Annotated in this window: 21 protein-coding genes; 3 read left to right on the forward strand and 18 right to left on the reverse strand. The window is 61.8% G+C overall.

The window, feature by feature from the left end:
• Positions 1–29: 29 nt before the first annotated feature.
• The 9 genes from RHIBUN_RS0105030 to RHIBUN_RS0105070 all read right to left on the reverse strand — a co-directional run bounded on the left by RHIBUN_RS0105030 (position 30) and on the right by RHIBUN_RS0105070 (position 5977).
• Complete coding sequence (locus tag RHIBUN_RS0105030) at positions 30–827, reverse strand: lysophospholipid acyltransferase family protein (RefSeq protein ID WP_025658710.1); 798 nt, start codon at positions 825–827, stop codon at positions 30–32.
• A gap of 29 nt (positions 828–856) precedes the next feature.
• Positions 857–1285, reverse strand: coding sequence for a Fur family transcriptional regulator (locus RHIBUN_RS0105035; protein ID WP_007789354.1), 429 nt, complete (start codon positions 1283–1285; stop codon positions 857–859).
• Between the two features lie 37 nt (positions 1286–1322).
• A complete protein-coding gene (locus tag RHIBUN_RS0105040) occupies positions 1323–1817 on the reverse strand; it encodes an N-acetyltransferase (protein WP_025658711.1) in 495 nt (164 codons plus the stop codon).
• A 2-nt stretch (positions 1818–1819) separates the two neighbouring features.
• Positions 1820–2479 (reverse strand): tRNA (adenosine(37)-N6)-threonylcarbamoyltransferase complex dimerization subunit type 1 TsaB, encoded by a 660-nt coding sequence (tsaB, locus tag RHIBUN_RS0105045; RefSeq protein ID WP_025658712.1) that lies wholly within the window; start codon positions 2477–2479, stop codon positions 1820–1822.
• A 102-nt stretch (positions 2480–2581) separates the two neighbouring features.
• The gene (locus tag RHIBUN_RS0105050; protein WP_025658713.1) at positions 2582–3148 is read right to left on the reverse strand and encodes a NifU family protein; all 567 of its coding nucleotides are present in this window, start codon (positions 3146–3148) and stop codon (positions 2582–2584) included.
• Positions 3149–3258: 110 nt separating this feature from the next.
• Positions 3259–3750, reverse strand: coding sequence for a universal stress protein (locus RHIBUN_RS0105055; RefSeq protein WP_007789346.1), 492 nt, complete (start codon positions 3748–3750; stop codon positions 3259–3261).
• An 82-nt stretch (positions 3751–3832) separates the two neighbouring features.
• Positions 3833–4258, reverse strand: a complete 426-nt coding sequence (locus RHIBUN_RS0105060) for a cupin domain-containing protein (protein ID WP_018855105.1) — start codon at positions 4256–4258, stop codon at positions 3833–3835.
• Positions 4259–4359: 101 nt separating this feature from the next.
• Positions 4360–5424 carry a tryptophan--tRNA ligase gene (trpS, locus tag RHIBUN_RS0105065; protein WP_025658714.1) on the reverse strand — a complete coding sequence of 355 codons (1065 nt, stop codon included), beginning with the start codon at positions 5422–5424 and terminating at the stop codon, positions 4360–4362.
• A gap of 97 nt (positions 5425–5521) precedes the next feature.
• The gene (locus RHIBUN_RS0105070) at positions 5522–5977 is read right to left on the reverse strand and encodes a VOC family protein (RefSeq protein WP_025658715.1); all 456 of its coding nucleotides are present in this window, start codon (positions 5975–5977) and stop codon (positions 5522–5524) included.
• Positions 5978–6316: 339 nt separating this feature from the next.
• Here RHIBUN_RS0105070 and RHIBUN_RS0105080 point away from each other — a divergent pair, with 339 nt between their 5' ends.
• A complete protein-coding gene (locus RHIBUN_RS0105080) occupies positions 6317–6742 on the forward strand; it encodes a D-Ala-D-Ala carboxypeptidase family metallohydrolase (protein ID WP_018855102.1) in 426 nt (141 codons plus the stop codon).
• 3 nt (positions 6743–6745) lie between these two features.
• On the opposite strand, the gene murJ is transcribed toward RHIBUN_RS0105080, so the two are convergent.
• The 4 genes from murJ to mutS all read right to left on the reverse strand — a co-directional run bounded on the left by murJ (position 6746) and on the right by mutS (position 14363).
• Complete coding sequence (gene murJ / locus RHIBUN_RS0105085) at positions 6746–8326, reverse strand: murein biosynthesis integral membrane protein MurJ (protein WP_025658716.1); 1581 nt, start codon at positions 8324–8326, stop codon at positions 6746–6748.
• A gap of 10 nt (positions 8327–8336) precedes the next feature.
• A complete protein-coding gene (locus tag RHIBUN_RS0105090; protein WP_025658717.1) occupies positions 8337–11246 on the reverse strand; it encodes a [protein-PII] uridylyltransferase in 2910 nt (969 codons plus the stop codon).
• Positions 11247–11351: 105 nt separating this feature from the next.
• A complete protein-coding gene (locus RHIBUN_RS0105095) occupies positions 11352–11627 on the reverse strand; it encodes a hypothetical protein (protein ID WP_025658718.1) in 276 nt (91 codons plus the stop codon).
• A 3-nt stretch (positions 11628–11630) separates the two neighbouring features.
• The gene (gene mutS, locus RHIBUN_RS0105100; protein WP_025658719.1) at positions 11631–14363 is read right to left on the reverse strand and encodes a DNA mismatch repair protein MutS; all 2733 of its coding nucleotides are present in this window, start codon (positions 14361–14363) and stop codon (positions 11631–11633) included.
• Positions 14364–14474: 111 nt separating this feature from the next.
• Here mutS and RHIBUN_RS0105105 point away from each other — a divergent pair, with 111 nt between their 5' ends.
• Positions 14475–16760 (forward strand): NADP-dependent malic enzyme, encoded by a 2286-nt coding sequence (locus tag RHIBUN_RS0105105; protein ID WP_025658720.1) that lies wholly within the window; start codon positions 14475–14477, stop codon positions 16758–16760.
• 54 nt (positions 16761–16814) lie between these two features.
• On the opposite strand, the gene RHIBUN_RS0105110 is transcribed toward RHIBUN_RS0105105, so the two are convergent.
• The 5 genes from RHIBUN_RS0105110 to RHIBUN_RS0105130 form a co-directional block, all read right to left on the reverse strand.
• The gene (locus RHIBUN_RS0105110) at positions 16815–17690 is read right to left on the reverse strand and encodes a GNAT family N-acetyltransferase (RefSeq protein ID WP_025658721.1); all 876 of its coding nucleotides are present in this window, start codon (positions 17688–17690) and stop codon (positions 16815–16817) included.
• A gap of 109 nt (positions 17691–17799) precedes the next feature.
• A complete protein-coding gene (locus RHIBUN_RS0105115) occupies positions 17800–20070 on the reverse strand; it encodes an ATP-binding protein (protein WP_025658722.1) in 2271 nt (756 codons plus the stop codon).
• Positions 20071–20126: 56 nt separating this feature from the next.
• The gene (gene lspA, locus RHIBUN_RS0105120) at positions 20127–20630 is read right to left on the reverse strand and encodes a signal peptidase II (RefSeq protein WP_025658723.1); all 504 of its coding nucleotides are present in this window, start codon (positions 20628–20630) and stop codon (positions 20127–20129) included.
• Complete coding sequence (locus RHIBUN_RS0105125; RefSeq protein ID WP_025658724.1) at positions 20627–21487, reverse strand: RNA methyltransferase; 861 nt, start codon at positions 21485–21487, stop codon at positions 20627–20629. Before RHIBUN_RS0105125 ends, lspA begins: the two co-directional genes overlap by 4 nt.
• Entirely contained in the window at positions 21477–22583 is a 1107-nt protein-coding gene (locus RHIBUN_RS0105130) for a class I SAM-dependent methyltransferase (protein ID WP_025658725.1), read from the reverse strand. Before RHIBUN_RS0105130 ends, RHIBUN_RS0105125 begins: the two co-directional genes overlap by 11 nt.
• Positions 22584–22703: 120 nt before the next feature.
• On the opposite strand from RHIBUN_RS0105130, the gene RHIBUN_RS0105135 reads away from it, so the two are divergent.
• Positions 22704–23156 carry a carbon monoxide dehydrogenase subunit G gene (locus RHIBUN_RS0105135; protein WP_025658726.1) on the forward strand — a complete coding sequence of 151 codons (453 nt, stop codon included), beginning with the start codon at positions 22704–22706 and terminating at the stop codon, positions 23154–23156.
• Positions 23157–23197 lie beyond the last annotated feature (41 nt).

Consider the following 23197-nt stretch of genomic DNA (forward strand, 5'->3'; position numbering starts at 1 on the left):
TTTCATGCGCGAGAAAAGGAAATCTTGCCTCAGGCCGCTTTGCGACCGCGCAATGCTGCGCCAAGCATCGTGCGGATGCGACGAGCGATGGTCGTGCTGACTTCCTTGCGGTTGCTGTTCGCACGATATTCGACGGCTTCGCCGAAACAGACCTCCACCTCAAAGGCGCCGCATCGCAGCATGTCTTTCAGATGCGGGAACATCTCCACATCGCCCGGCCACGAGGCAAGCGGGCGATGATAGCGCCCCATCGGCAGACCGTGGACGCCGGTATAGGCCACCGCGACCGGTTGGACGACGACGGCTCCGGTCGGCGAAGCGGGAACCGCCATGGCGGCGGCGCCAAACAGCGACGATTTGACCTCCAGAAGCCGGTTTCCATCCGACGTCGTGCCCTCCGGAAACAGGACGACGATCTCGCCATCCGCCATTCGGGTCGCTATCTCGTTCGCCTGATGACCGGTCTTGCGCTTTTCCTCGCGCACGACGAAGACGCTCTTCTGCAGTTTCGCCAGCGTGCCGAAAATCGGCCAGTCGCGCACCTCGATCTTGGCGATGAAGGCAACGTCGGCAACCGCGGAGAGCACCATGATGTCCATCCACGACGAATGATTGGCGCACAGCATCAACGGCCTGTGCGTTTCCATCTTCCCATGGACGCGAATCCGGATGCCGAGACAGAAACAGACGATGCGATGCCAGACGCGGGGCAGCCAGCGCCGCAGCTTCCAGTCGAAGCGGAGCGCCAAAAGCTGCCAGGGCATGAGCAGGAGACTGGCGACGAAAATGACGATACCCGCAAAGGCGACGCGCAGCCAGGCGATCAAGACGAAGACTCCATGGCTGCGATCATGTCTCAGCGCTCGTCCGGCTTGAGCGGGATGCCGTAAAGTTCCAGCCGGTGGTCGACCAGCTTGAAGCCGTGCTCGCGGGCGATGCGCTCCTGCAATGCCTCGATCTCGGGCGAGTGAAACTCGATCACCACACCCGACTTGAGGTCGATGAGATGGTCGTGGTGCTCTTCCGGCACCGTCTCATAACGCGAGCGGCCGTCTCGGAAGTCATGACGCTCGATAATGCCGGCGTCTTCGAACAGCTTCACGGTGCGGTAGACTGTCGAGATCGAAATCTTCGCATCGACCTTCACCGAGCGGCGATAGAGTTCTTCCACGTCGGGGTGGTCGGCGGATTCTTCGAGTATGCGTGCGATTACACGGCGCTGCTCGGTCATGCGCATGCCGCGTTCAGCGCAAAGCTCCTCGAGGGTCTTGGCGACGTCAGTCATGGGCTGCCTTCCGATAGTCAACGTTCAAGCAACGGAACTAGCGAAGAACGCGCTTCATGACAAGCGCTGTGGAAACCGCGCCCTTGGCATCCTTGTAGTATCCCCGGCGTTCGCCGACCTTCTCGAAGCCGAGCTTGCCGTAGAGCCCGAGTGCGGCCGCATTGCCGTCGTCGACCTCGAGAAAGATGCTCTCGCCACCGCGCAGTTTCGCTTCGCGCATGGCAGCTTGCATCAGCCGCCAGCCGAGGCCGGCGCGCGCGACCTTTGTCTGCACGGCGATCGTCAGGATTTCCGCTTCGCCGGCGACTTGGCGCGCCAGCACGAAGCCCGGCAACGGCTTCTTGAGGAATGCATTGGTTTGGCGGGCCACGAAGCCGAAGACGGTATCCTGGCTGAGCAGGCTGTAGAATTCGCCATCGCCCCACGGGCGGGCGAAACGCTCGCCGTGCAGCGCGGCGACCGCGCGGCAATCATCGGCATCCATCGCGACGATTTCAAATTCCGGCTTCAAGGTCAAATAGGATTCCAACATCGTCATACTCGCGCAATTGCGAATCCGGCCTGCGGCTTGGCATCGGGTCCGCGCAGATAAAGAGGTTTAGGCTTTCCAGCAGACGGATCGGCGGCGGCACCGAGGCGCGCCACCAAAGAAATCGGGAAATGGTTGGCATGGTCGCCGGTCGCGTCCGGCTTCAGGAGTGGCGTGGCCGAACCGGTTATTTCACCATCGAATGCCGCAGCAACCGTCTGCGCTTCCTCGACAGTCACGGCGCGCGCTTCGTCGAGCGGTTCGCCATCGGCATTGAAGGCCTGCAAGTAGATCTCGTTTCGCTTGGCATCCATGGCTGTCAGCACCGGGCGCCCGGGCGTCTTTTGCCGCTGCGCTTCAGCCATCACCGCAAGCGTGGTGATGCCGACGGCCGGAACGCCGAGCGACAGCGCAAAGCCGCGGGCAGCGGCGACGCCGACGCGAATGCCCGTGAAGGAGCCAGGACCGATGGTGACGGCAATACGATCGACGGCCGAAAGCGCCAGGCCCGCCTGATCCATCGCGCGGTCGACGATCCCCATCAGATGCTCAGCATGCCCCTTGCCGATCATGTCCGATGCCTCCCCCAGCATCGTATTCCTGCCGCTGTCATAGAGAGCGGCAGCGCAATCCACACCTGCGGTGTCGAGCGCCAGTATGATCATGGCATCAATTTCCGAATAAAGCGTTCCTCAGCGTCCATACAATCACCCTGCCGCGCTTGCAATTGCTGCGCCAGGACGAATGCCGGAACAGGGGCGTCGCCGTCAGGCGGCGACGACTTCCTCGACTTCCGGAACGAAATGGCGAAGCAGGTTCTGCACGCCATGCTTCAGCGTCGCCGTCGAGGACGGGCAGCCGGAGCAAGAGCCCTTCATGTTGAGATAAACCTTGCCGTCCTTGAAGCCGCGGAAGGTGATGTCGCCACCATCCTGTGCAACGGCCGGCCGCACGCGTGTGTCCAGCAGCTCCTTGATCGTCAGCACGATCGACTCGTCGGCTTCGTCGAAGAATTCGCCGCCGGCATCGAGATCTTCGGAAAGAATCGATGCATCGCCCATGACAGGCTTGCCCGACATGAAGTGTTCCATGATCGAGCCAAGGATCGCCGGCTTCAGGTGCTGCCACTCGGCATTGTCCTTGGAGACGGAGATGAAGTCATAACCGAAGTAGACGCCGGTCACGCCCGGGATTTCGAACAGACGAGCCGCGAGCGGTGATGCCTGGGCCTCGTCGGGGCTCCGAAACTCGGCCGTGCCGTTTTCCATCACGACCCGACCCGGCAGGAACTTCTGCGTGGCGGGATTCGGTGTGGCTTCGGTCTGAATAAACATGTCGCTCTCCGTGCGGCGGGCAGTGCCCCAGGCCGTCTTTAGAATTCTTCAAAAAAGAAAATAAGCCGATTGGCAACTCTATTCAAGAGACTGGCACTCAAGAAATGGCTTTATGCGAGGGCATCCAGCTCCTCGTCGGTCAATGTATCCGGCAGGACCGTGACGGGGATCGGAAATGTCGCGCCACGCCCGGCGATCGACGACACCAGCGGCCCCGGTCCCTCCTTTGCCGAGCTTGCGGCCAGCACCAGGATGGCGATATCACGGTCTTCTTCGATGACGGCGTTGATCTGTTCCGTGGCGCTTCCCTCGCGGATGACGATCTCAGGGTCGATGCCGATCGTTTCGCGAACCACATGCGCCGCCTTGGCGACCACTGCTTCCGCTTCCTCGCGCGCCTCGGCGCGCATGATTTCCTCCACACCCAGCCACTGCTGGAAGTCGCCCTCCGGAATCACGTACATCAGCACAAGGCCGCCATTCGAGTTCTTGGCGCGCCGACCGGCGTAGTGGACGGCGCGGGAGCATTCAGGCGTATCGTCAATGACCGCCATGAATTTGCGGCGATGACCTTCGAGCCGGGAGAGTCGTTTTGATACCATGGGGCGGACTCTGACACCTGAACCTGAAGATTTGCAAGCCCTCGTTTGGTCGCCTTCGAAGGATCGCCTGCGTGCTGTGTAGTCAGGCCGGAACCAGTCCGTAGAGACGCATGATCGCCTTCACGTGTTCGATGTCAGGCTTGCCCTGAACATTGATGGCCGATGCCATCTCCTCGAAATAGCGCCTGCCGATCAGGCCGGGCGTCATGGTGATCAACGCCTTGGCGGTTTCGCCATGCAGGTTCTCGTGGGTGTGGACGTAACCGCGCGGAATGAACAGGGTTTCCCCCGCTGCGATCTCGTGTTTGCGCCCGTCCAGCGTCGTCGACATCGTGCCGGACAATCCGTAGATCACTTCGTCGACGTCGCGGTGGTAATGGGGGGCGGGGACGCGTGCCTGGGGCGGGACCGTGAATTCGAACATCACGAGGCCGCCGGCACTCTGATCCTCGTCGATCAGAAACCGGATCTCCATCGTGCCGATCTGGATGAGGTTGCGATCTCGCATCGAAGCCTCCTGACGGTCGTTTCAACAGACTACGCCGCAGGTCTGGCTTCGACAAGCCCGGGGCGGCAAAGGTCGCCCCGGGTAAGCTCTTGAGGCCTATCTCAGTACAGGAAGCCGACGATGTCGCGCACTTGCTTCATCGTCACCTCGGCGCGGGCCCGAGCCCGTTCACTGCCGTTGCGCAGGGTCGCGTCGATGTGACTGGTGTCCGACATCAGGCGGCGCATCTCGGCGGTGATCGGCGAGAGCACATTGACGGCGAGATCGACGAGCGCCGGCTTGAAGACCGAGAACTGCTGCCCGCCGAATTCGGCAAGCACGTCAGCTTTCGACCTGTCAGCGAGCGCCGCGTAGATGCCGACAAGGTTGTCCGCTTCCGGGCGACCCTTGAGACCGTCGACTTCACTGGGCAAGCCGTCCGGATCGGTCTTGGCCTTGCGGATCTTCTTCGAGATCGCCTCCTCGTCGTCCATCAGGTTGATGCGCGAAAGATCTGATGGATCCGACTTCGACATCTTCTTGGTACCGTCGCGAAGCGACATGACACGCGGCGCCGGGCCATCGATCAGCGGCTCGACCATCGGGAAATAGGCATGCACCGGCTCGTTGCCGACGGTGATGTCGATGCCATAGTCCGTCTTGCGGATATGCTCCGCGTAGTCGAGGTTGAACTTCATGGCGATGTCGCGGGCGAGTTCAAGGTGCTGCTTCTGGTCGTCGCCGACGGGGACATGCGTCCCGCGATAGACGAGGATGTCGGCAGCCATCAGGCTCGGATAGGCGTAGAGACCGAGCGAGGCCTGCTCGCGGTCCTTGCCGGCCTTGTCCTTGAACTGCGTCATGCGGTTCATCCAACCGATGCGCGCTACGCAATTGAAGATCCATGCGAGTTCTGCATGCTGCGGCACGGCCGACTGGTTGAAGACGATGTGCTTTTCCGGATCGATGCCGGAGGCGATGAAGGCGGCGGCAATCGAGCGGATCTGGTTCGGCATATCCTCATGGACGAGCTGCGCCGTCAGCGCGTGCATATCCACGACACAGTAGATGCAGTCGTTGCCTTCCTGCAGTGCCACGAACTTGCGGATCGCGCCGAGATAGTTGCCGAGATGGAGATTGCCGGTCGGTTGGACGCCGGAAAAAACGACTTTCTTGAATTCGTTCATTATGTCCTCGATTAGGCTGGTGGAGGGCCCCAGGGTCTGTAACCCATGTTGCTAACGGGCGCGCTTATGCACGCGCGCGCTCCCGCAATCAAGGGGTTCAGCCTGCGGCGTGTTCGATCAGATCGAAGGTGTTGCCGTAAGGATCCGCAAACACGGCGACGGTCCCGTAGCTTTCGTGCCGCGGCGCCTCGAGAAACTGCACGCCCTTGGCCAGCATCGACTCATGGTCGCCTGCAAAATCGTCGGTCTTGAGAAAGAAGCCGACACGCCCGCCCGTCTGGTTGCCCATTGCCGCCATCTGCCGATCGTTGACCGCCTGCGCGAGCAGAAAGGCTGCGCCGTCGCTGCCCTTCGGTCTGACGACGACCCAGCGCTTGCCATCCGGCTGGACGTCATCCTGGAGGCAATCGAAGCCGAGCGCGCCGCAGTAGAAGTCCTTGGCGCGATCGTAGTCGTCGACGACGAGCGTTACGAGAAAAGCGATTGGGACATTGCAGGCTCCGATTTGTCGTGTCGTGTTGTTGCCGGTTGCGGGGGCTCGGTCAAGGATCATGCTCCTCGCGCCGACGGGGGCGTCTTAGCGACCGTGAGGTCTAGCAAGCGTTTTGACACACATTGCACCCGGCGGGATTGGCGGTGGTATTTGCACGAGAAACGCTATGAACGGGAGATTGGCGATGAATTGCTTGCTGTGAATATGTCAAGAAAATTTACGCAGCTTGCAAATTTATACCACCTCTGAGGTAGAGCTAATTCATCAATTGGCGGTAAATTGTGTTACGGTTCCGTAACGGTAGGTAAAGAATTTCACAAAAAGGCCATTTTTGGGGTGAGCGTTCCATTCGCCAAAAACTGCGCCGGCGATGCCGGCGCATTTCGAGGGGAGGGAACCATGCATTCGGCATTTTCCATCGCACTCGCCGGCCTGTTCAGTCTGTCGTGTTTCGACAGTGCCGACGCCCAGAACGTCAGAAGAGTTGCAATACCGCCGCTCAAGCATAAGGAAACGCTTGCCTACTCGCTGCAGACCGTCAGCGTCCAGGCGAACTGCTTCCCACCGCGGCTACGCGGCGTTCTTGCTTATATCGCCGCCAAGACCGGTCGCCGTCCAATGGTAACCTCGGGGTTCCGGGCGCACGGGCGATCTCATTCCCAGCATCGCTACTGCGCAGCCGCCGATATCCGGATCCCCGGCGTTTCGGAGCGCACCATCATTGCGATCGCTGAATCGGCACCAGGAATCGGCGGGATCGGCCGTTACTGCAACGGCATCGTTCATGTGGACGTAGGCGCCAAACGACGATGGACCTATTGCTGAGGCTCAACCGTCTACCTTTGCAGCCGACTTGCGATTGAGATTGCGCCGGATCATGCCGAGATTTGCGCCACCGATCAGGAATGCGGTCGCGAAGTAGACAGCCATGGCGATCACGATCAGAAGGCCGAGCGTGCCGACCTTCGTCGTCAGGTGCGCGCTTGAGGCAAGCCACGGCTCCCAGCGGTGCTGCAGGTACATGATCACGCCGCCCATGACGGCCGCCGACACGACGAGCAGCGCCGTGCGCCGCGCCAAGGCCCATTCCCAGGTGAGATGGCGACGACGCAGCAGGGTGGTGAAGAGCAGTACGGTGCTTATCCAGCCTGCCGTCGCTTCCGCGACTGCAATGCCGGGAGCGCCGAGGAACGGGAAGAGCGTCAGCGCTGTAGCGCAATTGACGCCAACGGCGATGGCGGAAAAGCGCATCGGCGTCCTGGTGTCCTCGCGCGCGTAGAATCCCGGCTGCAGCGCCTTGATCAGCACGAAAGCTGGCAGGCCAATGCCGTAGATGGCGAGGATGGAGCCGACGATGGAGGTGTTTTCCTGATGGAAGGCACCGCGCTCATAGAGCACACGGATGATTTCGTCGGAGAGAATCCAGAGCGCGAAGGCAGCGGGGATGGTCAGGAACAGCACGAATTCCATCGACCGGTTCTGCAGGTTTGCGGCCTCGCGCAGATTGCCGCCCTTCAGGGCGCGGGCGAGTTCCGGCAGCAGCACCACGCCGACGGCGACGCCGACGACGCCGAGCGGCAGCTGATAGATACGGTCGGCATACTGGAGGGCTGCAATGGCGCCTTCGCGCGAGGACGCAATCGCCTGGCCGATCATCTGGTTGATCTGGGTAATGCCGCCAGTCACCGCCGCGGGGATCGCGAGGATCAGCAGTCGTTTGACGTTGGGCGTGAAGCGCGGGAAACGCAACCCGATGCTCATGCCGGCGTGGAGCACGCCGAAGTAGACGACGGCGAGCTGCAGGATGCCGGCGACGAGCACGCCCCAGGAGAGATACCACGCGGTCTGCAGGGGCTCCGCGCCGATATAGAGCGCATAGAACAGCGCGCCGATCATCACGACGTTGAGGAAAACGGGCGCAATCGCGGCGGCGAAGAAATGATGAAGCGAATTCAGCATGCCGCTCATCATCGCCGTCAGCGACATGCACATGAGGTAGGGGAACATGACCGCCGCCATGCGCACGGTAATGTCGAACTTGTCCGGATCGTTGGTAAAGCCCGGCGCGATGACGAAGCGCACGAGCAAGGGCATGGAGAGCTCCATCACGATGGTGATGAGCAGCAGCACCGAAAACAGCACGCCGAACACTTCTTCCGAAAAGCGCTTGGCACCATCGGTGCCGTTTGCCTCGATCTCCTTGGCAAAGAGCGGCACGAAGGCGGCATTGAAAGCGCCTTCCGCAAAGAGCCGCCGGAAGAGGTTCGGAAAACGGAAGGCGGCATAAAAGACGTCGGCCATCGGACCGGTGCCGAGTGCGGCCGCCATCAGCGTTTCACGTGCGAAGCCGAAGATGCGGCTGCCGAGCGTGGCGCCGCCGACGGTGGCGAATTTTCTAACGAGGCTCATGCGTTTGGGCTCATGCGGGCGAATCCGCCTTCTTTTCTGTTTGCGTCGCGGCGCTGGCCGTAGCAGGCGGCGCGATGATGCCGGAGGGCATGCGCTCGCGCAGCTCGTCCTGTTCCTCGGCCATCACGGCCTTGAGGCGCGCGGTGATATTCGAGCGCTTACTGTCGCCCGAGATTTTCTGGCCGACGAGATCGGTCACGTAGAAGGTGTCGATGACCTTCTCGCCGAAGGTGGTGATGCGGGCCGACTGAATGTCGAGCGAAAGATCCGAGAGAACCGCTGTGATTTCCGACAGCAGGCCAGGCCGGTCAAGGCATTCGACTTCGATGACCGTGAACTTGTTCGACAGGCTGTTGGAGATGTTGACCGACGGCGGGATGACGAAGGCCTTGCTCTTCTTGCGGTTCTTGGTGCGGGTCGCGATGACCTCGGGCAGCCGCTTGCGGCCGGAAAGCACGTCCTCGATCATCCGCCCGATGGTGCCGGCGCGGCGCAACTCGTCGGCATCGTCCTTGAATTCGCGGCTGACGTGGATCGTATCGAGCGCACGCCCATCCGACGTCGTGAAGATTTGCGCGTCGACGATGTTGGCACCGGCAGCGGCACAGGCACCGGCGATGACGGCCAGGAGGCGTGGATGGTCGGGCGAGAGCACCGTGATCTCGGTGATCGCGTGGAAACTGTCGGTCCGCACCATTGTCGCCAGCGCTTGGCCGGCCTTGTCCGCCTGCCGGATGAAGCCGGCGTGCCGGACCTGATCTTCCAGGGGAACGGAGAGCAGATAGGGCTGGTAGTGCAGCTTGCTGTAGATCTTGCGATCCTTCTGGCTCCAGTCGGAGAGCGCGTTGTAGAGCGCTTCGGCTGCGAAATTGGCGCGCTCCTTGCGCGAAACCTCCGAGAAGCCGCCGGCAAGCAGCAGTTCCGTTTCATAGTAAAGCGTGCGCAGCAACTGGCCTTTCCAGCCGTTCCAGACACCGGGACCGACGGCGCGGATGTCGCAGATCGTCAGGATCAGCAGCATCTTCAGCCGGTCGAGCGACTGCACCACATCGGCGAAGTCGGTAATCGTCTTGCGGTCCGTAAGGTCGCGCGTCTGCGCGACCATCGACATGACCAGATGCTCCTGGATCAGCCAGACGACCAACTCTGTCTGCTTCTGCGACAGGCCGAAACGGGCGCACAGCTTGCGGGCGACACGGGCGCCGGCAATGGAATGGTCTTCTTGGCGGCCCTTGGCAACGTCGTGCAGCAGCACGGCAAGGTAGAGCGCCTCGCGGTCCTCGATGCCGGGCATCAATTTGTTTGCGAGCGGGTGCAGGTCGTCGGCCTTGCCCTTGTCGATTTCCGACAGGACGTCGACGGTGCGGATCAGATGCTCGTCCACCGTATAATGGTGGTACATGTTGAACTGCATCATCGCGACGATCTTGCCGAATTCGGGAATGAAGCGGCCGAGCACACCGGCCTCGTTCATGCGCCGCAGAATGAGCGCGGGGTCGCCCTTCGAAGTCAGGATCGACATGAAGAGGCGATTGGCCTCATCGTTTTCGCGCAGATCGCTGTCGATGAGGTTGAGCGAGCGCGTCACCCGCTTCAGCGCATCGGGATGGAATTCCAGCCCGTTGATGTCGGCAACATGGAACAGGCGGATGATGTTGACCGGGTCGTGCTTGAAGACATCCGGGCTTGCAAGCGCGATACGACCGCGGTCCTCGACGAACTCCGTGCTGCCGGCGATCTTGCGGCTGCGGTGCGCAAAGCGGCTGATGACACCGGTGAGGCCGGGCGTCGACTTCGCCTGCTGATCCTCGAGCGCCGCGCAGAGGATGCGCGTCAGGTCGCCGACGTCCTTGGCGACGAGGAAGTAGTGCTTCATGAAGCGCTCGACGGCCGAAAGGCCGGGTCGCGAATGATATCCAAGCGCTTCGGCGATCTCGCGTTGAATGTCGAAGGACAGCCGTTCCTCGGCCTTTCCGGTCAGGAAATGCATGTGGCAGCGCACCGCCCAGAGGAAGTCGTCGGCCTTCTCGAAAACGCGATACTCGTGCTTGGAGAGAACGCCGAGTGGCACCAGCTCCGCCGTGTCGCGAACATGGTAGTAGTATTTCGAAATCCAGAAGAGCGTGTGCAGGTCGCGCAGGCCGCCCTTGCCTTCCTTGACGTTTGGCTCGACGAGATAGCGCGTGTCGCCCGCCTTGCGGTGGCGCTCGTCACGCTCGGCAAGCTTGGCGGCGATGAATTCGGGGCCGGTGCCGGTGACGATTTCCTTGTCGAAGCGCGTCTCCAGTTGCGTTTCCAGCGATCGCAGGCCACAGATGTAGCGCATCTCGAGGATCGCCGTGCGGATCGTCATGTCCGACTTCGACAGCGCAATGCACTCTTCCAGGGTACGCGTAGCATGGCCAACCTTGAAGCCCATGTCCCAGAGGACGTAGAGCATGAATTCGACTGCTTTGTGCGTCTCCTCCGCCGGCTTCGGCTGGAACAGGAACAGAAGGTCGATATCGGAGCCTGGCGCCAGCGTGTCGCGGCCATAGCCGCCAACTGCGGTGACGGCGAACTTGTCCTTCTGCTTCGGAAAGACGTGGGTGCAGACGAACTCGTAGAGGACCGTGACGATCTGGTCCTGCAGCCAGGAAATACGGCGGGCACAATTGATGCCGCTGCCATCGGCAGAAAGCAACTCGCGCGCTATCTGTCTACCTTCGCTGCTCGCCTTCTTGAGGATCGCCAGCAGATCGGACCGCATGACGTCGGGCCGCGTCTTGTTGGCCTCGGCCACCGCGTCGCACGTCTTCGAGAGATGATCGGTGTCGAGGATATTGGAGAAATCGATGTCGTTCGTCGTCGCCATGCGCGGGGCGGCTTCCTGTTCGCGTGGCGCAGCCGTGTGCTGCTGCTCCTCTCGTTTCGTCTGCATGCGCTATAGCCTCTTTGCCCGCCGATGACACGGGCTTTCATACTGCAGAACCTTTAATTTTGGCGAAAAGGTGTTGCCGCGCGCGAAAGCGGCGGCATCCGGCGATCAGGCAGCGATCTGAGCCTGTACGGAATAGAGCACCTGCCGCGTTTCGCTGGTGATCGCCTCCAGCGTCTCTTGGTCGCACTCGCGGTAGCCGGCTTTGGCAACACACGAGGAAAGTTCCAGAATCCGGGCGCAGCAGCGGATGATCTGCAGCAGGCCGAAGGGAGAAGCCCAGCCGCGCGGGGTGCCGTGCTCATCCGCAAGCCGCAGCGCTTCAAGCGCGCTGAAGATCGCCGCAAGCCTCTGGGTCTCGTTGAACAGCCGATCCATGAACATCGGCTAGCCCTGCTTCAGCTTCTTCTTGAGGTCGTAGAGCGCGTCCATCGCCTCGCGCGGGGTCATGTCGTCGAGGCTCATGGCCTTTAGCGCTTCTTCCACCTTCGATGGGCCACGGCTGGCATCCTCGCGCCGAACCGCCACCTGGAACAGCGGCAGGTCGTCGATGAGCTGGCTCGCCGGGTTCTTGCGGTCGGCGTCCTCGAGGCGTGTCAGCACGTCGCGGGCACGCGCCACCACCGAGGCCGGCAGGCCGGCAAGCCGGGCAACCTGGATGCCGTAGGAGCGGTCGGCAGCACCCGGGCCGACCTCGTGCAGGAAAATCACGTCGCCGTCCCATTCCTTCACGCGCATCGTCGCATTCGATAACCGTGCAAGCTTTTCCGACAGCACCGTCAGTTCGTGGAAGTGGGTGGCGAAGAGGCCGCGGCAGCGGTTCCCTTCGTGCAGATGTTCGACGGCGGCCCAGGCGATGGAAAGGCCGTCGAAGGTAGCCGTACCACGGCCGATCTCGTCGAGAATAACAAGGGACCGGTCGGTCGCTTGATTGAGGATCGCCGCCGTTTCGACCATTTCGACCATGAAGGTCGAGCGGCCGCGCGCAAGATCGTCGGAAGCGCCGACGCGCGAGAACAGCCGATCGACGATGCCGATATGGGCTGACGTCGCCGGCACGAAGGACCCCATCTGCGCGAGGATCGCGATCAGTGCATTCTGACGCAGGAAGGTCGACTTACCGCCCATGTTCGGGCCGGTCAGCAGCCAGATCGCGCCATCCTTGCCGCCGGAGACGGGAGAGAGATTGCAGTTGTTGGCAACGAACGGGCCAGATGATTGCCGCCGCAGCGCCTGTTCGACGACAGGGTGGCGTCCGCCTTCGATCGCAAACATCTTCGAGCCGTCGACCAGCGGCCGGCAATAGGCCTGCTCGTCTGCAAGCAGCGCAAGGCCGGCGGCAACGTCGATAACGGCGAGCGCGCGAGCGCCTGCCTTGATTGCTTCCGCTTCGGCGACGACGGCCGAGGTCATGTGGTCGAATGCCGCCAGTTCGATTGCAAGCGCCTTGTCGGCGGCGTTGGCGATCCGGCTTTCCAGATCGGCAAGCTCGGTGGTGGTGAAGCGCATCGCGTTCGCCATCGTCTGGCGGTGGATGAAGCGACCCTTGGCCTCCGGCGTATCGGTCATCGGCCCGGCATTGCCGGCAGTGACTTCGATGAAGTAGCCGAGGATATTGTTGTGCTTGATCTTCAGCGATTTGATGCCGGTTTCCTCGGCATATTGCAGCTGCAGGCCGGCAATCACCCGGCGCGATTGATCGCGCAGCGCCCTGACCTCGTCCAGTTCGGTGTTGGCGCCGTCCCGCAAGAAGCCGCCGTCGCGCTTCAGCAGCGGCAGCTCGTCGCCCAGTGCTTCGGAAAGCAGCGTTGCGAGGCCGGCCGGGAGGGCCTCGAGGCGCGAAAGCGCGAGCTTCAGCTCTTCCGGCAGCAGTGCTTCCGACAGCAGCCGGGCGACATCGCCCGCAGCACTCAGGCCCTGACGGATGGCGGCAAGGTCACGCGGCCCGCCACGGTCGAGTGCAAGACGCGAAAGCGCGCGCGGCATATCGGGAACATGCTTGAGATGGTGGCGCAGGTCGCCGCAAAGCGAAGGCTCCTCCATCAGGAAACCGATCGAATCCAGCCGCTCATTGATCCGGATGGGATCGGTCAACGGCGACATCAGCCGTTCGGCCAGCAAGCGCGCCCCGCCGCCCGTCACGGTACGGTCGATCGCCTTCAGCAACGAGCCGTTGCGATCGCCTGAAAGCGTTCGGGCAAGTTCGAGATTGGCACGGGTGGCGGGATCGATGAACAGCGTTGACGCGGCGCTTTCGCGCTCCGGCCGCCCGAGCGGCGGCCGTTCGGCGATCTGTGTCTTCTCGACATAGGCGACGGCTGCAGCGGCGGCGGCAAGCTCGGCGCGCGAAAAGGTGCCGAAGCCATCAAGCGTCGAGACATTGAAATAGCGCGCGATCCGCCCCTCGGCGGTGGCGCTGTCGAAGAGCACGGATGGTTGCGGAACGGCGGTGCGGCCGAGTACGTCGAAAACAGGTTTCAGCTCGGCATCGTGAAAGATCGTATCGGGCACGATCAGTTCACGCGGGTCGATCCGCAGGATATCGGCAAGCAGCCGCGAGCTTTCGGTCTCGGCCAGGCGGAAAATTCCGGTCGAGATGTCGATCCAAGCCAGCGCCAATACCGGCTCGGCGCTGCCGCGAATCCGGGTAAGTGCCATCAGATAGTTCGATTCCGACGGCGAAAGCAGCTTTTCCTCGGTGATCGTGCCCGGCGTCACCAGGCGGATAACGTCGCGTTTCACGACGGACTTGGATCCGCGCTTCTTGGCTTCGGCCGGGTCCTCGACCTGCTCGCAGACGGCAACCCGGAAGCCGAGGGCGATCAGCTTTTGCAGGTAGTCGTCGGCCGCATGAACAGGCACGCCGCACATAGGAATGTCCTGCCCCATGTGCTGGCCGCGCTTGGTCAGCGTGATGCCCAGTGCACGGGAGGCTTCCAGAGCATCCTCGAAGAACAGCTCGTAGAAATCGCCCATGCGATAGAACAGCAACGAGTCAGGGTTGTTGGCCTTGATCTCGATGAATTGCTCCATCATCGGCGTTGCCGAGGCGCGGCTTTCTTCCGTGGCCAGCTCGGCAGCCGAAAAGGCTTCTATTCCAGTGTCTATTCGTTCGTTCACGGAGATGCATTTTTTCCAAAAAAGAGGTGCCAACCCTAGCCGCCCGCCGCTATAGATGACAACCGCGATTGAGGAAGAGCAAGGCGTCACCCACAAGACGTTGGAGGTAAAATGCCCGACACCGAGAAGAAGCAGCGGCCGGTTACATCAGTGACCGACAACGAGGCTCTTGAGTTCCACGCCATGGGGCGGCCCGGAAAACTGGAGATCAACGCCACGAAGCCTATGGCGACCCAGCGCGATCTGTCGCTCGCCTATTCGCCTGGCGTTGCCGTTCCGGTGAAGGCAATCGCCGCCGATCCCGCCACCGCCTATGATTATACGACGCGCGGCAACATGGTCGCGGTCATCTCGAATGGTACCGCAATTCTCGGTCTCGGCAATCTCGGTGCACTGGCCTCCAAGCCTGTTATGGAAGGCAAGTCGGTGCTATTCAAGCGCTTTGCCGACGTCGACTCCATCGATCTCGAAGTCGATACCGAAAACGTCGATGAGTTCATCAACTGCGTCCGCTTCCTCGGTCCCTCGTTCGGCGGCATCAATCTCGAAGACATCAAGGCGCCCGACTGTTTCATCATCGAGCAGCGTCTGCGCGAACTGATGGACATCCCGGTTTTCCATGATGACCAGCACGGCACGGCGATCATTGCTGCCGCTGGTCTCATCAATGCGCTGGAACTGACCGGTCGCGACCTGAAAACGACGAAACTCGTCTGCAATGGCGCGGGTGCAGCAGCCATCGCCTGCGTTGAGCTCATCAAGGCCATGGGCTTCGCGCCCGAGAATATCGTCCTTTGCGACACCAAGGGCGTGATCTACCAGGGCCGCACCGAGGGCATGAACCAGTGGAAGTCGGCGCATGCGGTCAAGACCAAGGCGCGCACGCTCGAGGAGGCGATGAAGGGCGCGGACGTGGTTTTTGGCCTCTCGCAGAAGGGCGCGTTCTCCGAGAGCATGATCCGCTCCATGGCTGATCGCCCGATCATCTTTGCGATGGCCAATCCCGATCCGGAAATTACGCCCGAAGAGGTTACCCGCATCCGCGACGACGCCATCATGGCAACGGGTCGCTCCGATTATCCGAACCAGGTCAACAACGTCCTCGGTTTTCCCTATATCTTCCGTGGCGCGCTGGACGTCCGTGCGACCACCATCAACGACGCCATGAAGATCGCTGCTGTTGAGGCGCTGGCAAATCTCGCCCGCGAGGACGTTCCTGACGATGTTGTTGCCGCTTATCAGGGCAACCGCCCGCGCTTTGGTGCGCAATACATCATTCCGGTGCCGTTTGATCCGCGCCTGATCTCGGCGATCCCGGTTGCCGTGGCACAGGCAGCGATTGACAGCGGCGTAGCGCGCAAGCCGATTACAGATATGGCGGCCTATGCCCGCGAACTTTCCGGCCGCCGCGATCCCATCGCCTCGACGCTGGCGAGCCTCTACGAACGCGTTCGCCGCCGTCCAAAGCGGGTGGTTTTTGCCGAGGCCGAAGAAGAGCAGGTCATGCGTGCGGCAATGTCCTACGCAAACCAGGAGCTCGGCACGGCGATCCTGCTCGGCCGCGAAGACCTGATCCACCAGACCGCCGAGCGCGCCGGCATCGACCTCAATCGGCCGGGGCTGGAAATCGTCAACGCACGTATCTCCACCCGCGTCGAAACTTATATCGACTACCTCTATGCGCGCCTGCAGCGCAAAGGCTACCTGCATCGTGACGCACAGCGTCTGATCCATCAGGATCGCAACCACTTCGCCGCTTGCATGGTGGCGCTTGGTGACGCCGATGGGATGGTTACTGGTATCACCCGCAACTATTCGACGGCCCTGGAAGATGTGCGCCGCTGCATCGACATGAAACCCGGCCATCGGGTCATCGGCGTATCGATCGCGCTGTGCCGCGGCCGGACGGTGTTCGTCGCCGATACAGCGGTTCACGATATGCCGAACGCCGACGAGCTCGCCGATATCGCTGTCGAGGCCGCAGGCTTTGCGCGCCGCATGGGCTATCAGCCGCGCGTCGCCATGCTTGCCTATTCGACCTTCGGTCATCCGTCGGGCGAACGCTCCGAGCGTGTGCGCGAGGCGGTGAAAATCCTCGACAAGCGCCGCCTCGATTTCGAGTATGACGGCGAGATGGCGGCCGACGTGGCGCTGAACCGCAAGGTCATGGAGCAGTATCCGTTCTGCCGCCTGTCCGGCCCGGCCAACGTGCTCGTCATGCCGGCCTTTCACTCAGCCTCGATCTCCACGAAGATGCTGCAGGAGCTTGGCGGTTCGACTGTCATCGGCCCGATCCTCGTCGGCCTCGACAAGGCCGTTCAGATCACTTCGATGGGCGCAAAGGATTCCGACATCGTCAACATGGCGGCGATCGCCGCCTATACGGCTGGATCGTGAAACAAAAACGGAGCGGGAGGCATCCTCCCGCTCCGTCTTCCATCTGCTTGAAAGTCAGCTCGCGAAACGACCGGCGTCGGCGCCGTAGTAGTTCAGGTAGCGATCGGAAATGCTGGCGATCGGCAACACGATCAGGACATCCGTCGTATTGAAGGCCTTGTCGACCACGGCGGTCGAACCGACCATGGCGCCGAGGCGCAGGTAACCCTTGATCAACGGCGGCAGTGCCATCAGAGCCCGCTTCGGGTTGACGGCTTCGGCCGGCATCAGATCCATGTCGCGCGCAAGGTGCGGAAGAGCGGCGACGGCCCACTCATCCTTCGCGGCGACGTTGTGATGCAGGAAGGACAGTGCCAGCGCATGGCTTTCCGGGTGGATGCCCGGGAAGGAGGCGCAACCGAACATGGCGCCCATGCCATGCTTCAGCGCATAGGCCCAGTTGCCCTGCCACAGAAGCTCGACCGTGCGCTTGGTGCGGTAGTCGGGCAGCACACAGGAGCGGCCGAGTTCCATGAACCGTTTGTCCGGATGGCGAGCAAGCAGCTCGTCGATGGCGAATTCCGAAGCCGAGTAAAAGCCGCCGTTCGCCATGGCGACTTCCTGTCGCAGCAGGCGATAGGTGCCGACGATCTGGTCCTCGCTGTCACCCTCGATCGAGCGGTCGAGCACGAGCAAATGATCGCAGAACGTGTCGTAGGAATCGAAATCGCGCTTGCGGCGCATGGCCTCCGGCGAAAGCTGTGCCCCCATTTCTTCGACGAAGACGCGGAAGCGGACGGCCTGGGCCGCATCGATCTCGCTGGCCGTTCGGGCAAGGCGAGTTTCGAGATTGCCGATGCGGCCGAGAACGTCGCCTTCCTTTAGCGCAAGCGTGGTCGATGGCCGGGGGGGCTCGGCGACAGCGTCACAGTTGAGGGCGTCTGCTGACATGGCGATTCTCCCGTTGCCGGCTTTTGACACGCCATAAAACACTTATATGCGACAGGAAAGTGACATCATACAGCCGCCATACGCAAGAAGCGTGCCGGTTATTTGATGGCTACCGCGCTTCCACGCGGCGGGCCGAAAGCGCAGCAACAGCTTGGACTTCCGTCAGCAACCTTATCGGGTCAACCGGCTTTACCATGACGCGGTTTGCACCATTCAGCAAGACTTGTCTACGGGATTCGTCGCGCTTGTCGGCGGTGAGCACGAGGATCGGAACAGGCGGAAGATCGAGCCGGCGTTCGTGCCCGCGTAGCCGGCCAAGCATGTCGATGCCGTCGCCTCCTGGCATGGAAAGGTCGCTGATGACAATGTCAGGCCGCACGCTTCCCTCCGACAGCGCGGCGTCGAGCAGCATCTCGAAGTGCTCGACGTGCTCGACGGTATGACCGGCTTTTTCGAGCATGGCGCGAATGAGCATCGCGTTGATCGGGTCGTCTTCCGCCAGCAGGATACGCAGCCCGCTCTGGATTCCCGCTTCCGGAATGGCAACGCTGAAACCGGGCTGGTTATCGTTCAACGCATCGCGCTTCTCCATGCCGCGCATCCGTCCACGCAGCACGTCGATCAGCGATTGCTCGCGCAGCGGCCGTATCAGCCACGCGTCGAATAGGTCGAGCGGATGGGCGTTGCGCTCCTCGGGGTTGACCAGGAAGATTTTGCGCAGTCCCAGTGCCGCGATTTCAGCACGGTCGGCAAGGTGCTCGGCGAACTCCGTCGACATCCGGTGGTCGACGATGATGTCGGTTGGCCTGCGGTCGCCCGCAGCCATGGCGAGCAACATGTCATGGGCGCTCGCACCGTCGGTGACCAGGTGGCAATCGCCGCCGAGCGTTGCGATCGTCTCCGATATCGCTTTGCGCGCCGAACCGGCCGGTGCCAGCAGCAGCACGACGCTGCCTGCAAGCACGGCCTTGTGGCGACTGCGGCGTTCCTCCGGAATGGCGATCGGAAAGCGGATGCTGAACTCGCTACCGGCTCCCTTTTCGCTTGTCACCGTAAGTGTGCCGCCAAATTCGCGCATGATGCGGGCGGAGATGGAGAGACCAAGCCCTGTCCCGGCGCTCTTCTCGACCAGCGTTCCGCCCTGCTCGAATTCGCCGAAGATGCGGTTTTGTTCTTCCTCGGTCATGCCGGGGCCGGTGTCGGTGACACTGATCAGCACGTTGTTCGCCTGCAGCGATGCCTGGACGAAAACGCCGCCCGCCTGCGTGAATTTCACGGCGTTGCCGATCACGTTGAACAGCACCTGGCGCAGGCGCGCCGGATCGAAGCTCATCATGTCTGGAAGGTCGGAGGATACCGTTGTCCCAATCTCGATGCCCTTTTCATGGGCGCGGTGGGCCAGCATTTCGACGACGCTTTCAAGGAGTTTGCGCAGCGATTCTGCGCGGGGGCGCAATTGGAAACGACCGACCTCGATGGTCGAGAAGTCTAGGAGGTCCTCGACCAGCTGCGTCAGCGCATAGCCGGATTGGCGGATGCCCGTCAGATAGTTCTGCTGTTCCTGCGTCAGCCGTGTCTCGGTCAGCAGATGCGTCATGCCGAGGATGCCGGACAGCGGAGTGCGGATTTCATGGCTGACCGTGGCAAGCAGGCGTGATTTGGCTGCGCTGTTGTACTCGGCCTTCTGCCGGGCCTCCTCGCGGGCTTGTGCGGTCAGCCGTTCGTCGGTGATATCGCGAGCGATGCTCTGCAGCAGGAGCCGTCCGTCGGCGGGGTCGCGGGTAACGACGTCACGCCAGAAAAAGATGCGTTGGCCTTCCGGCGTCGAGATCTCCACCTCGAAGCGATGCGGTGCCGAGCCCGGTCGAAAGGCGATGCCAATCTCCTCACACGTCAGTCCCTCTGGGTTGAGCCTGCCGGTCAGCCGACGAAATGCCTCGTTGGCGCCAACGATGCGCCGATCCATGTTCCGTGTGACGGTAATGTCGCCAAGCGCATCGTGGATCTCCGCAAAGAGAGCCGCCCTCTGGCTCCATGCGGATGAAACGCCGGTGAGGTGTTTCCGCAACGGGCGTTGTCTGGTGGTTGCGAGCATCGCGAGCAGGACAACGAAGGACAGCGCGGCAACGCCGAGCCCCATCGATGGCAGCAGAGGGCCGCCCGCCTGCGCCACGACAACAAGGAGAAAGCCGCCAACAAGGCCGAGACCGCCCAACCACCAGGATAGAAGCTTGCGGCCGACGCGGCTGCGTTGGAATTGCGGTGAAACGAACTCGGCTTGATAGGCAACAATATCCGAGTCCCGCTCACCGTGGCGATGAGCGGTATGCCGCCCGAACGCGGCGGCAAGTCTGTCGTGCAATTGACCGAGACCTTGCATGCCCGCCGGAATAGCACGGCGGCGGTTCCAAATGCCTTCAGCAAACCGCTAAGATTTTAACGGTCTGCGTTTTTAGGTTGTATCAGCTCGTCCAGAATCACGCATCCCGCGCCGATCGTGATAAAACTGTCGGCCAAGTTGAAGACGGCGAACGACCATGCCTCGGTGTGAAACAGGATGTAGTCGATCACATGCCCGTAGAGGAAGCGATCGATCAGGTTTCCGAGCGCGCCGGCGATGATCAGCGCGTAGCCGAGGTGAGCAAAGGTGCGTTGCTTGTTGGTGCGGTGCCAGAGCCAGATGACGAAAGCGACGATGATGAGGCGCATGCCGACGATGAACCAGCCGTCCATGCCCGAGAGCATCGAGAAGGCGACGCCGAGATTGTAGGTTCGGTAAAGCGCCAGCATCGGGAAAAGATGCACCGGCTCCTGCAGTGGTAGGGTGTGGTCGACAACGATCTTGACGATCTGGTCGAGTGCGACGGCGATGACGATGAAGATCAGGATTGGCAGCGGCCGGGCAAGCAGCGTCGGTCGTTCTAGCGTCTGTTCGGTCATTTGGCCTCGTCGAGTGAGAGGAGGTGGCGGCGCGCCTCGAACAGCATGACGGCGCTGGCGACGGCAAGATTGAGCGAGTCGGCACGGCCCTGCTGCGGAATGCGGGCAAGCGCATCGGCTTCCTTGGCAAGGTGCTCGGGCAGCCCGGACTGCTCGTTGCCCATCAGGATCACCACCGGCTTCTTCTTGTAGTCGATGGTACGGTAGTCAACTGACCCTGCCAGATGCGTAGCAACGACGGAAGCTCCAGCGTGCTTCTTCCAGGAAATGAATTCTTCCGCCGTGGCGCGTGCAACGGGAACGGCAAACACCGAGCCCATGGTGGCGCGCACCGTTTCGAGCGAGAAGGGATCGGTCGTCTCGCCGACAAGGATGACGCCAGAGGCGCCGGCAGCGTCGGCTGTGCGGATGATCGTGCCGAGGTTGCCGGGATCGCGCACGCGATCGAGGGCGATCCAGGTTTCACCCGGCCTTGGGTGGATCTCGCGCAATGGCTTCCAGCGGCTTTCGAAGATGCCGACCACCATCTGCGGATTGTCGCGACGGGTGATCGAGGAAATCACCTTCTCGCTGACCTCGAGCACCAGCCCACCGGAGGCGACCGTCTTTGCCGCCATCTGCTCGACCAGCGGCTTGCCCTTGGCCGCTTTGGCATAGACAAGCGTGCGGATCGTCCAGCCGAGTTCGATCGCGTCGATGACCAGCTTCAAGCCTTCGGCCATGAAGGTGCCGCTCTGCTCGCGGGTCTTCTTGTCGCTGAGCGCCTTAATGTCCTTGATGATCGGATTGGCGAGCGAGGTAACCTCTTTCACGTGCCCGACCTTATGCGGGCCGTGGCCCCTGTGTTCATGGCTCATTTGGGTACCAACGGGAGAAGAGTGAGGTGGAGAGTGCGCGGCCCGGCGCCTTGCCGTCCAGCCCGGCCTCGCGAAGGACGAGCTCGCCGGATTCGACGACACCGCCGGCCCCGCGCATGGTCTCGCGCATCAGTTCATGGATCGAATAGAAGCTGGCCCGGATCGAATAGGCCGTCAACACAAGTCCAACCGCCTTCGGAGACAGGATTTCACGGCAGATATCGAGCATCAGCGGCAGGTGCGCGAAAAGATGCCAAACCTCGCCGTTCGGGCCGCGGCCGAAGCTCGGCGGATCAGTGAGGATGATGTCATAGGTGTTGCCGCGGCGTTCTTCCCGCAGGATGAACTTCATCGCGTCTTCACAGATCCAGCGGATCGGCGCCTTCTCCAGCCGGCTCATCGCCTGGTTTTCGCGCGCCCAGCCGATCGCCTTCTTGGAAGCATCGACATGCGTAACCTCGGCGCCCGCGGCGGCGGCAACCAGGGAGGCAACACCGGTGTAGCCAAAGAGGTTCAGAACCTTCAATGGCCGCTTGGCGGCCTCGACCTGTTGCTTCATCCAGGTCCAGTGGGCGATCTGCTCAGGAAAGACGCCGACGTGGCGGAAAGAGGTGAAGCGGCCGAGGAAATCCACGCCGAGCAGATTGAGCGGCCAGGTCTCGCCGAGCGCTTCCTTGGGAAAGCGCCAGCGCCCGGTGCCTTCCTCGTCGGTATCGCCGGTGAAGACGGCATCGACCTTTTCCCAGGTTTGCTTTGGCAAGGACGGTTGCCAGAGCGCCTGGCCCTCAGGGCGCACGATCCGGTAGGGGCCGTATTGCTCCAGCTTCTCGCCGTTGCCGCTGTCGATCAGATGGAAGTCGCCTGCGCCAAGGGATTCAAGGATGACGGGCACGCGTTCAGCCGGACGCTCGCCAGTCCGCACCATCAGCGGCCGGTCGATTGCAGTAGGCACGGAGGCAGGTTCGCGCACCCTTTCACGGGCCGGCGCCGGCTTCGCTGCGGGCTTTGCCGGGCGCGGGCCTCGATCGTCGGCGCGGCGTCCGCCGGAGGGGCCGGCGGCGGGTTTCTGGCCTGGCCGGCGTTCTTTTTGTCTCAACGTAATCTTCCGCGTGCTTCAATTCGATAGAGCCCGTGCAAATAGCATTCCGTTTCATCTTGGCAAAGCGCTTTCGGGCTGTGATAAATTGAGCCACATCGAAAAGGGGAGGATTTTCGGATGGACTTGACCGGCGAAGAACGGATTGCCGCACCCCGGGATGTCGTATGGGCGGCACTCAATGATCCCGAGATATTGAAGCAGTGCATTCCGGGCTGTCAGAACCTGGAGATGAAGTCCCCGACGGAGCTCATGGCAGTGGTGAAGGTCAAGATCGGTCCGGTTTCGGCGACGTTCAACGGCGAGGTCCTGCTCTCCAACATTCAGGCGCCGGAAAGTTACACGATCTCGGGTGAAGGTAAGGGCGGTATTGCCGGCTTTGCCAAGGGCGGCGCTGATGTCGTATTGAAGGATGAGGGCCAGGAGACGGTCCTGCAGTATGAAGCAAAGGCCCAGGTTGGTGGCAAGATTGCCCAACTCGGCGCGCGGTTGATCGACTCAACCTCCGCTAAGCTGGCGCAGCAGTTCTTCTCCAGCTTCAACGCCGCCGTCAGTGCCAAAGCCGCAGAATAAGGGTCGGAATTGACAGATTTCTCCATTCAGACGACGTCACC

Source organism: Rhizobium sp. IBUN (assembly GCF_000510625.1).
GTDB lineage: Bacteria > Pseudomonadota > Alphaproteobacteria > Rhizobiales > Rhizobiaceae > Rhizobium > Rhizobium altiplani.

Excerpts from the sequence above, each read along its gene's own strand:
- RHIBUN_RS0105080 (WP_018855102.1), top strand. The coding sequence starts at position 6,317 with ATGCATTCGGCATTTTCCATCGCACTCGCCGGCCTGTTCAGTCTGTCG.
- RHIBUN_RS0105040 (WP_025658711.1), bottom strand. The coding sequence starts at position 1,817 with ATGTTGGAATCCTATTTGACCTTGAAGCCGGAATTTGAAATCGTCGCG.
- lspA (WP_025658723.1), bottom strand. The coding sequence starts at position 20,630 with ATGACCGAACAGACGCTAGAACGACCGACGCTGCTTGCCCGGCCGCTG.
- murJ (WP_025658716.1), bottom strand. The coding sequence starts at position 8,326 with ATGAGCCTCGTTAGAAAATTCGCCACCGTCGGCGGCGCCACGCTCGGC.
- RHIBUN_RS0105070 (WP_025658715.1), bottom strand. The coding sequence starts at position 5,977 with ATGATCCTTGACCGAGCCCCCGCAACCGGCAACAACACGACACGACAA.
- RHIBUN_RS0105115 (WP_025658722.1), bottom strand. The coding sequence starts at position 20,070 with ATGCAAGGTCTCGGTCAATTGCACGACAGACTTGCCGCCGCGTTCGGG.
- RHIBUN_RS0105035 (WP_007789354.1), bottom strand. The coding sequence starts at position 1,285 with ATGACTGACGTCGCCAAGACCCTCGAGGAGCTTTGCGCTGAACGCGGC.
- RHIBUN_RS0105105 (WP_025658720.1), top strand. The coding sequence starts at position 14,475 with ATGCCCGACACCGAGAAGAAGCAGCGGCCGGTTACATCAGTGACCGAC.
- RHIBUN_RS0105110 (WP_025658721.1), bottom strand. The coding sequence starts at position 17,690 with ATGTCAGCAGACGCCCTCAACTGTGACGCTGTCGCCGAGCCCCCCCGG.
- tsaB (WP_025658712.1), bottom strand. The coding sequence starts at position 2,479 with ATGATCATACTGGCGCTCGACACCGCAGGTGTGGATTGCGCTGCCGCT.
- RHIBUN_RS0105095 (WP_025658718.1), bottom strand. The coding sequence starts at position 11,627 with ATGTTCATGGATCGGCTGTTCAACGAGACCCAGAGGCTTGCGGCGATC.
- RHIBUN_RS0105050 (WP_025658713.1), bottom strand. The coding sequence starts at position 3,148 with ATGTTTATTCAGACCGAAGCCACACCGAATCCCGCCACGCAGAAGTTC.
- RHIBUN_RS0105055 (WP_007789346.1), bottom strand. The coding sequence starts at position 3,750 with ATGGTATCAAAACGACTCTCCCGGCTCGAAGGTCATCGCCGCAAATTC.
- trpS (WP_025658714.1), bottom strand. The coding sequence starts at position 5,424 with ATGAACGAATTCAAGAAAGTCGTTTTTTCCGGCGTCCAACCGACCGGC.
- RHIBUN_RS0105090 (WP_025658717.1), bottom strand. The coding sequence starts at position 11,246 with ATGCAGACGAAACGAGAGGAGCAGCAGCACACGGCTGCGCCACGCGAA.
- RHIBUN_RS0105060 (WP_018855105.1), bottom strand. The coding sequence starts at position 4,258 with ATGCGAGATCGCAACCTCATCCAGATCGGCACGATGGAGATCCGGTTT.
- RHIBUN_RS0105125 (WP_025658724.1), bottom strand. The coding sequence starts at position 21,487 with ATGAGCCATGAACACAGGGGCCACGGCCCGCATAAGGTCGGGCACGTG.
- RHIBUN_RS0105135 (WP_025658726.1), top strand. The coding sequence starts at position 22,704 with ATGGACTTGACCGGCGAAGAACGGATTGCCGCACCCCGGGATGTCGTA.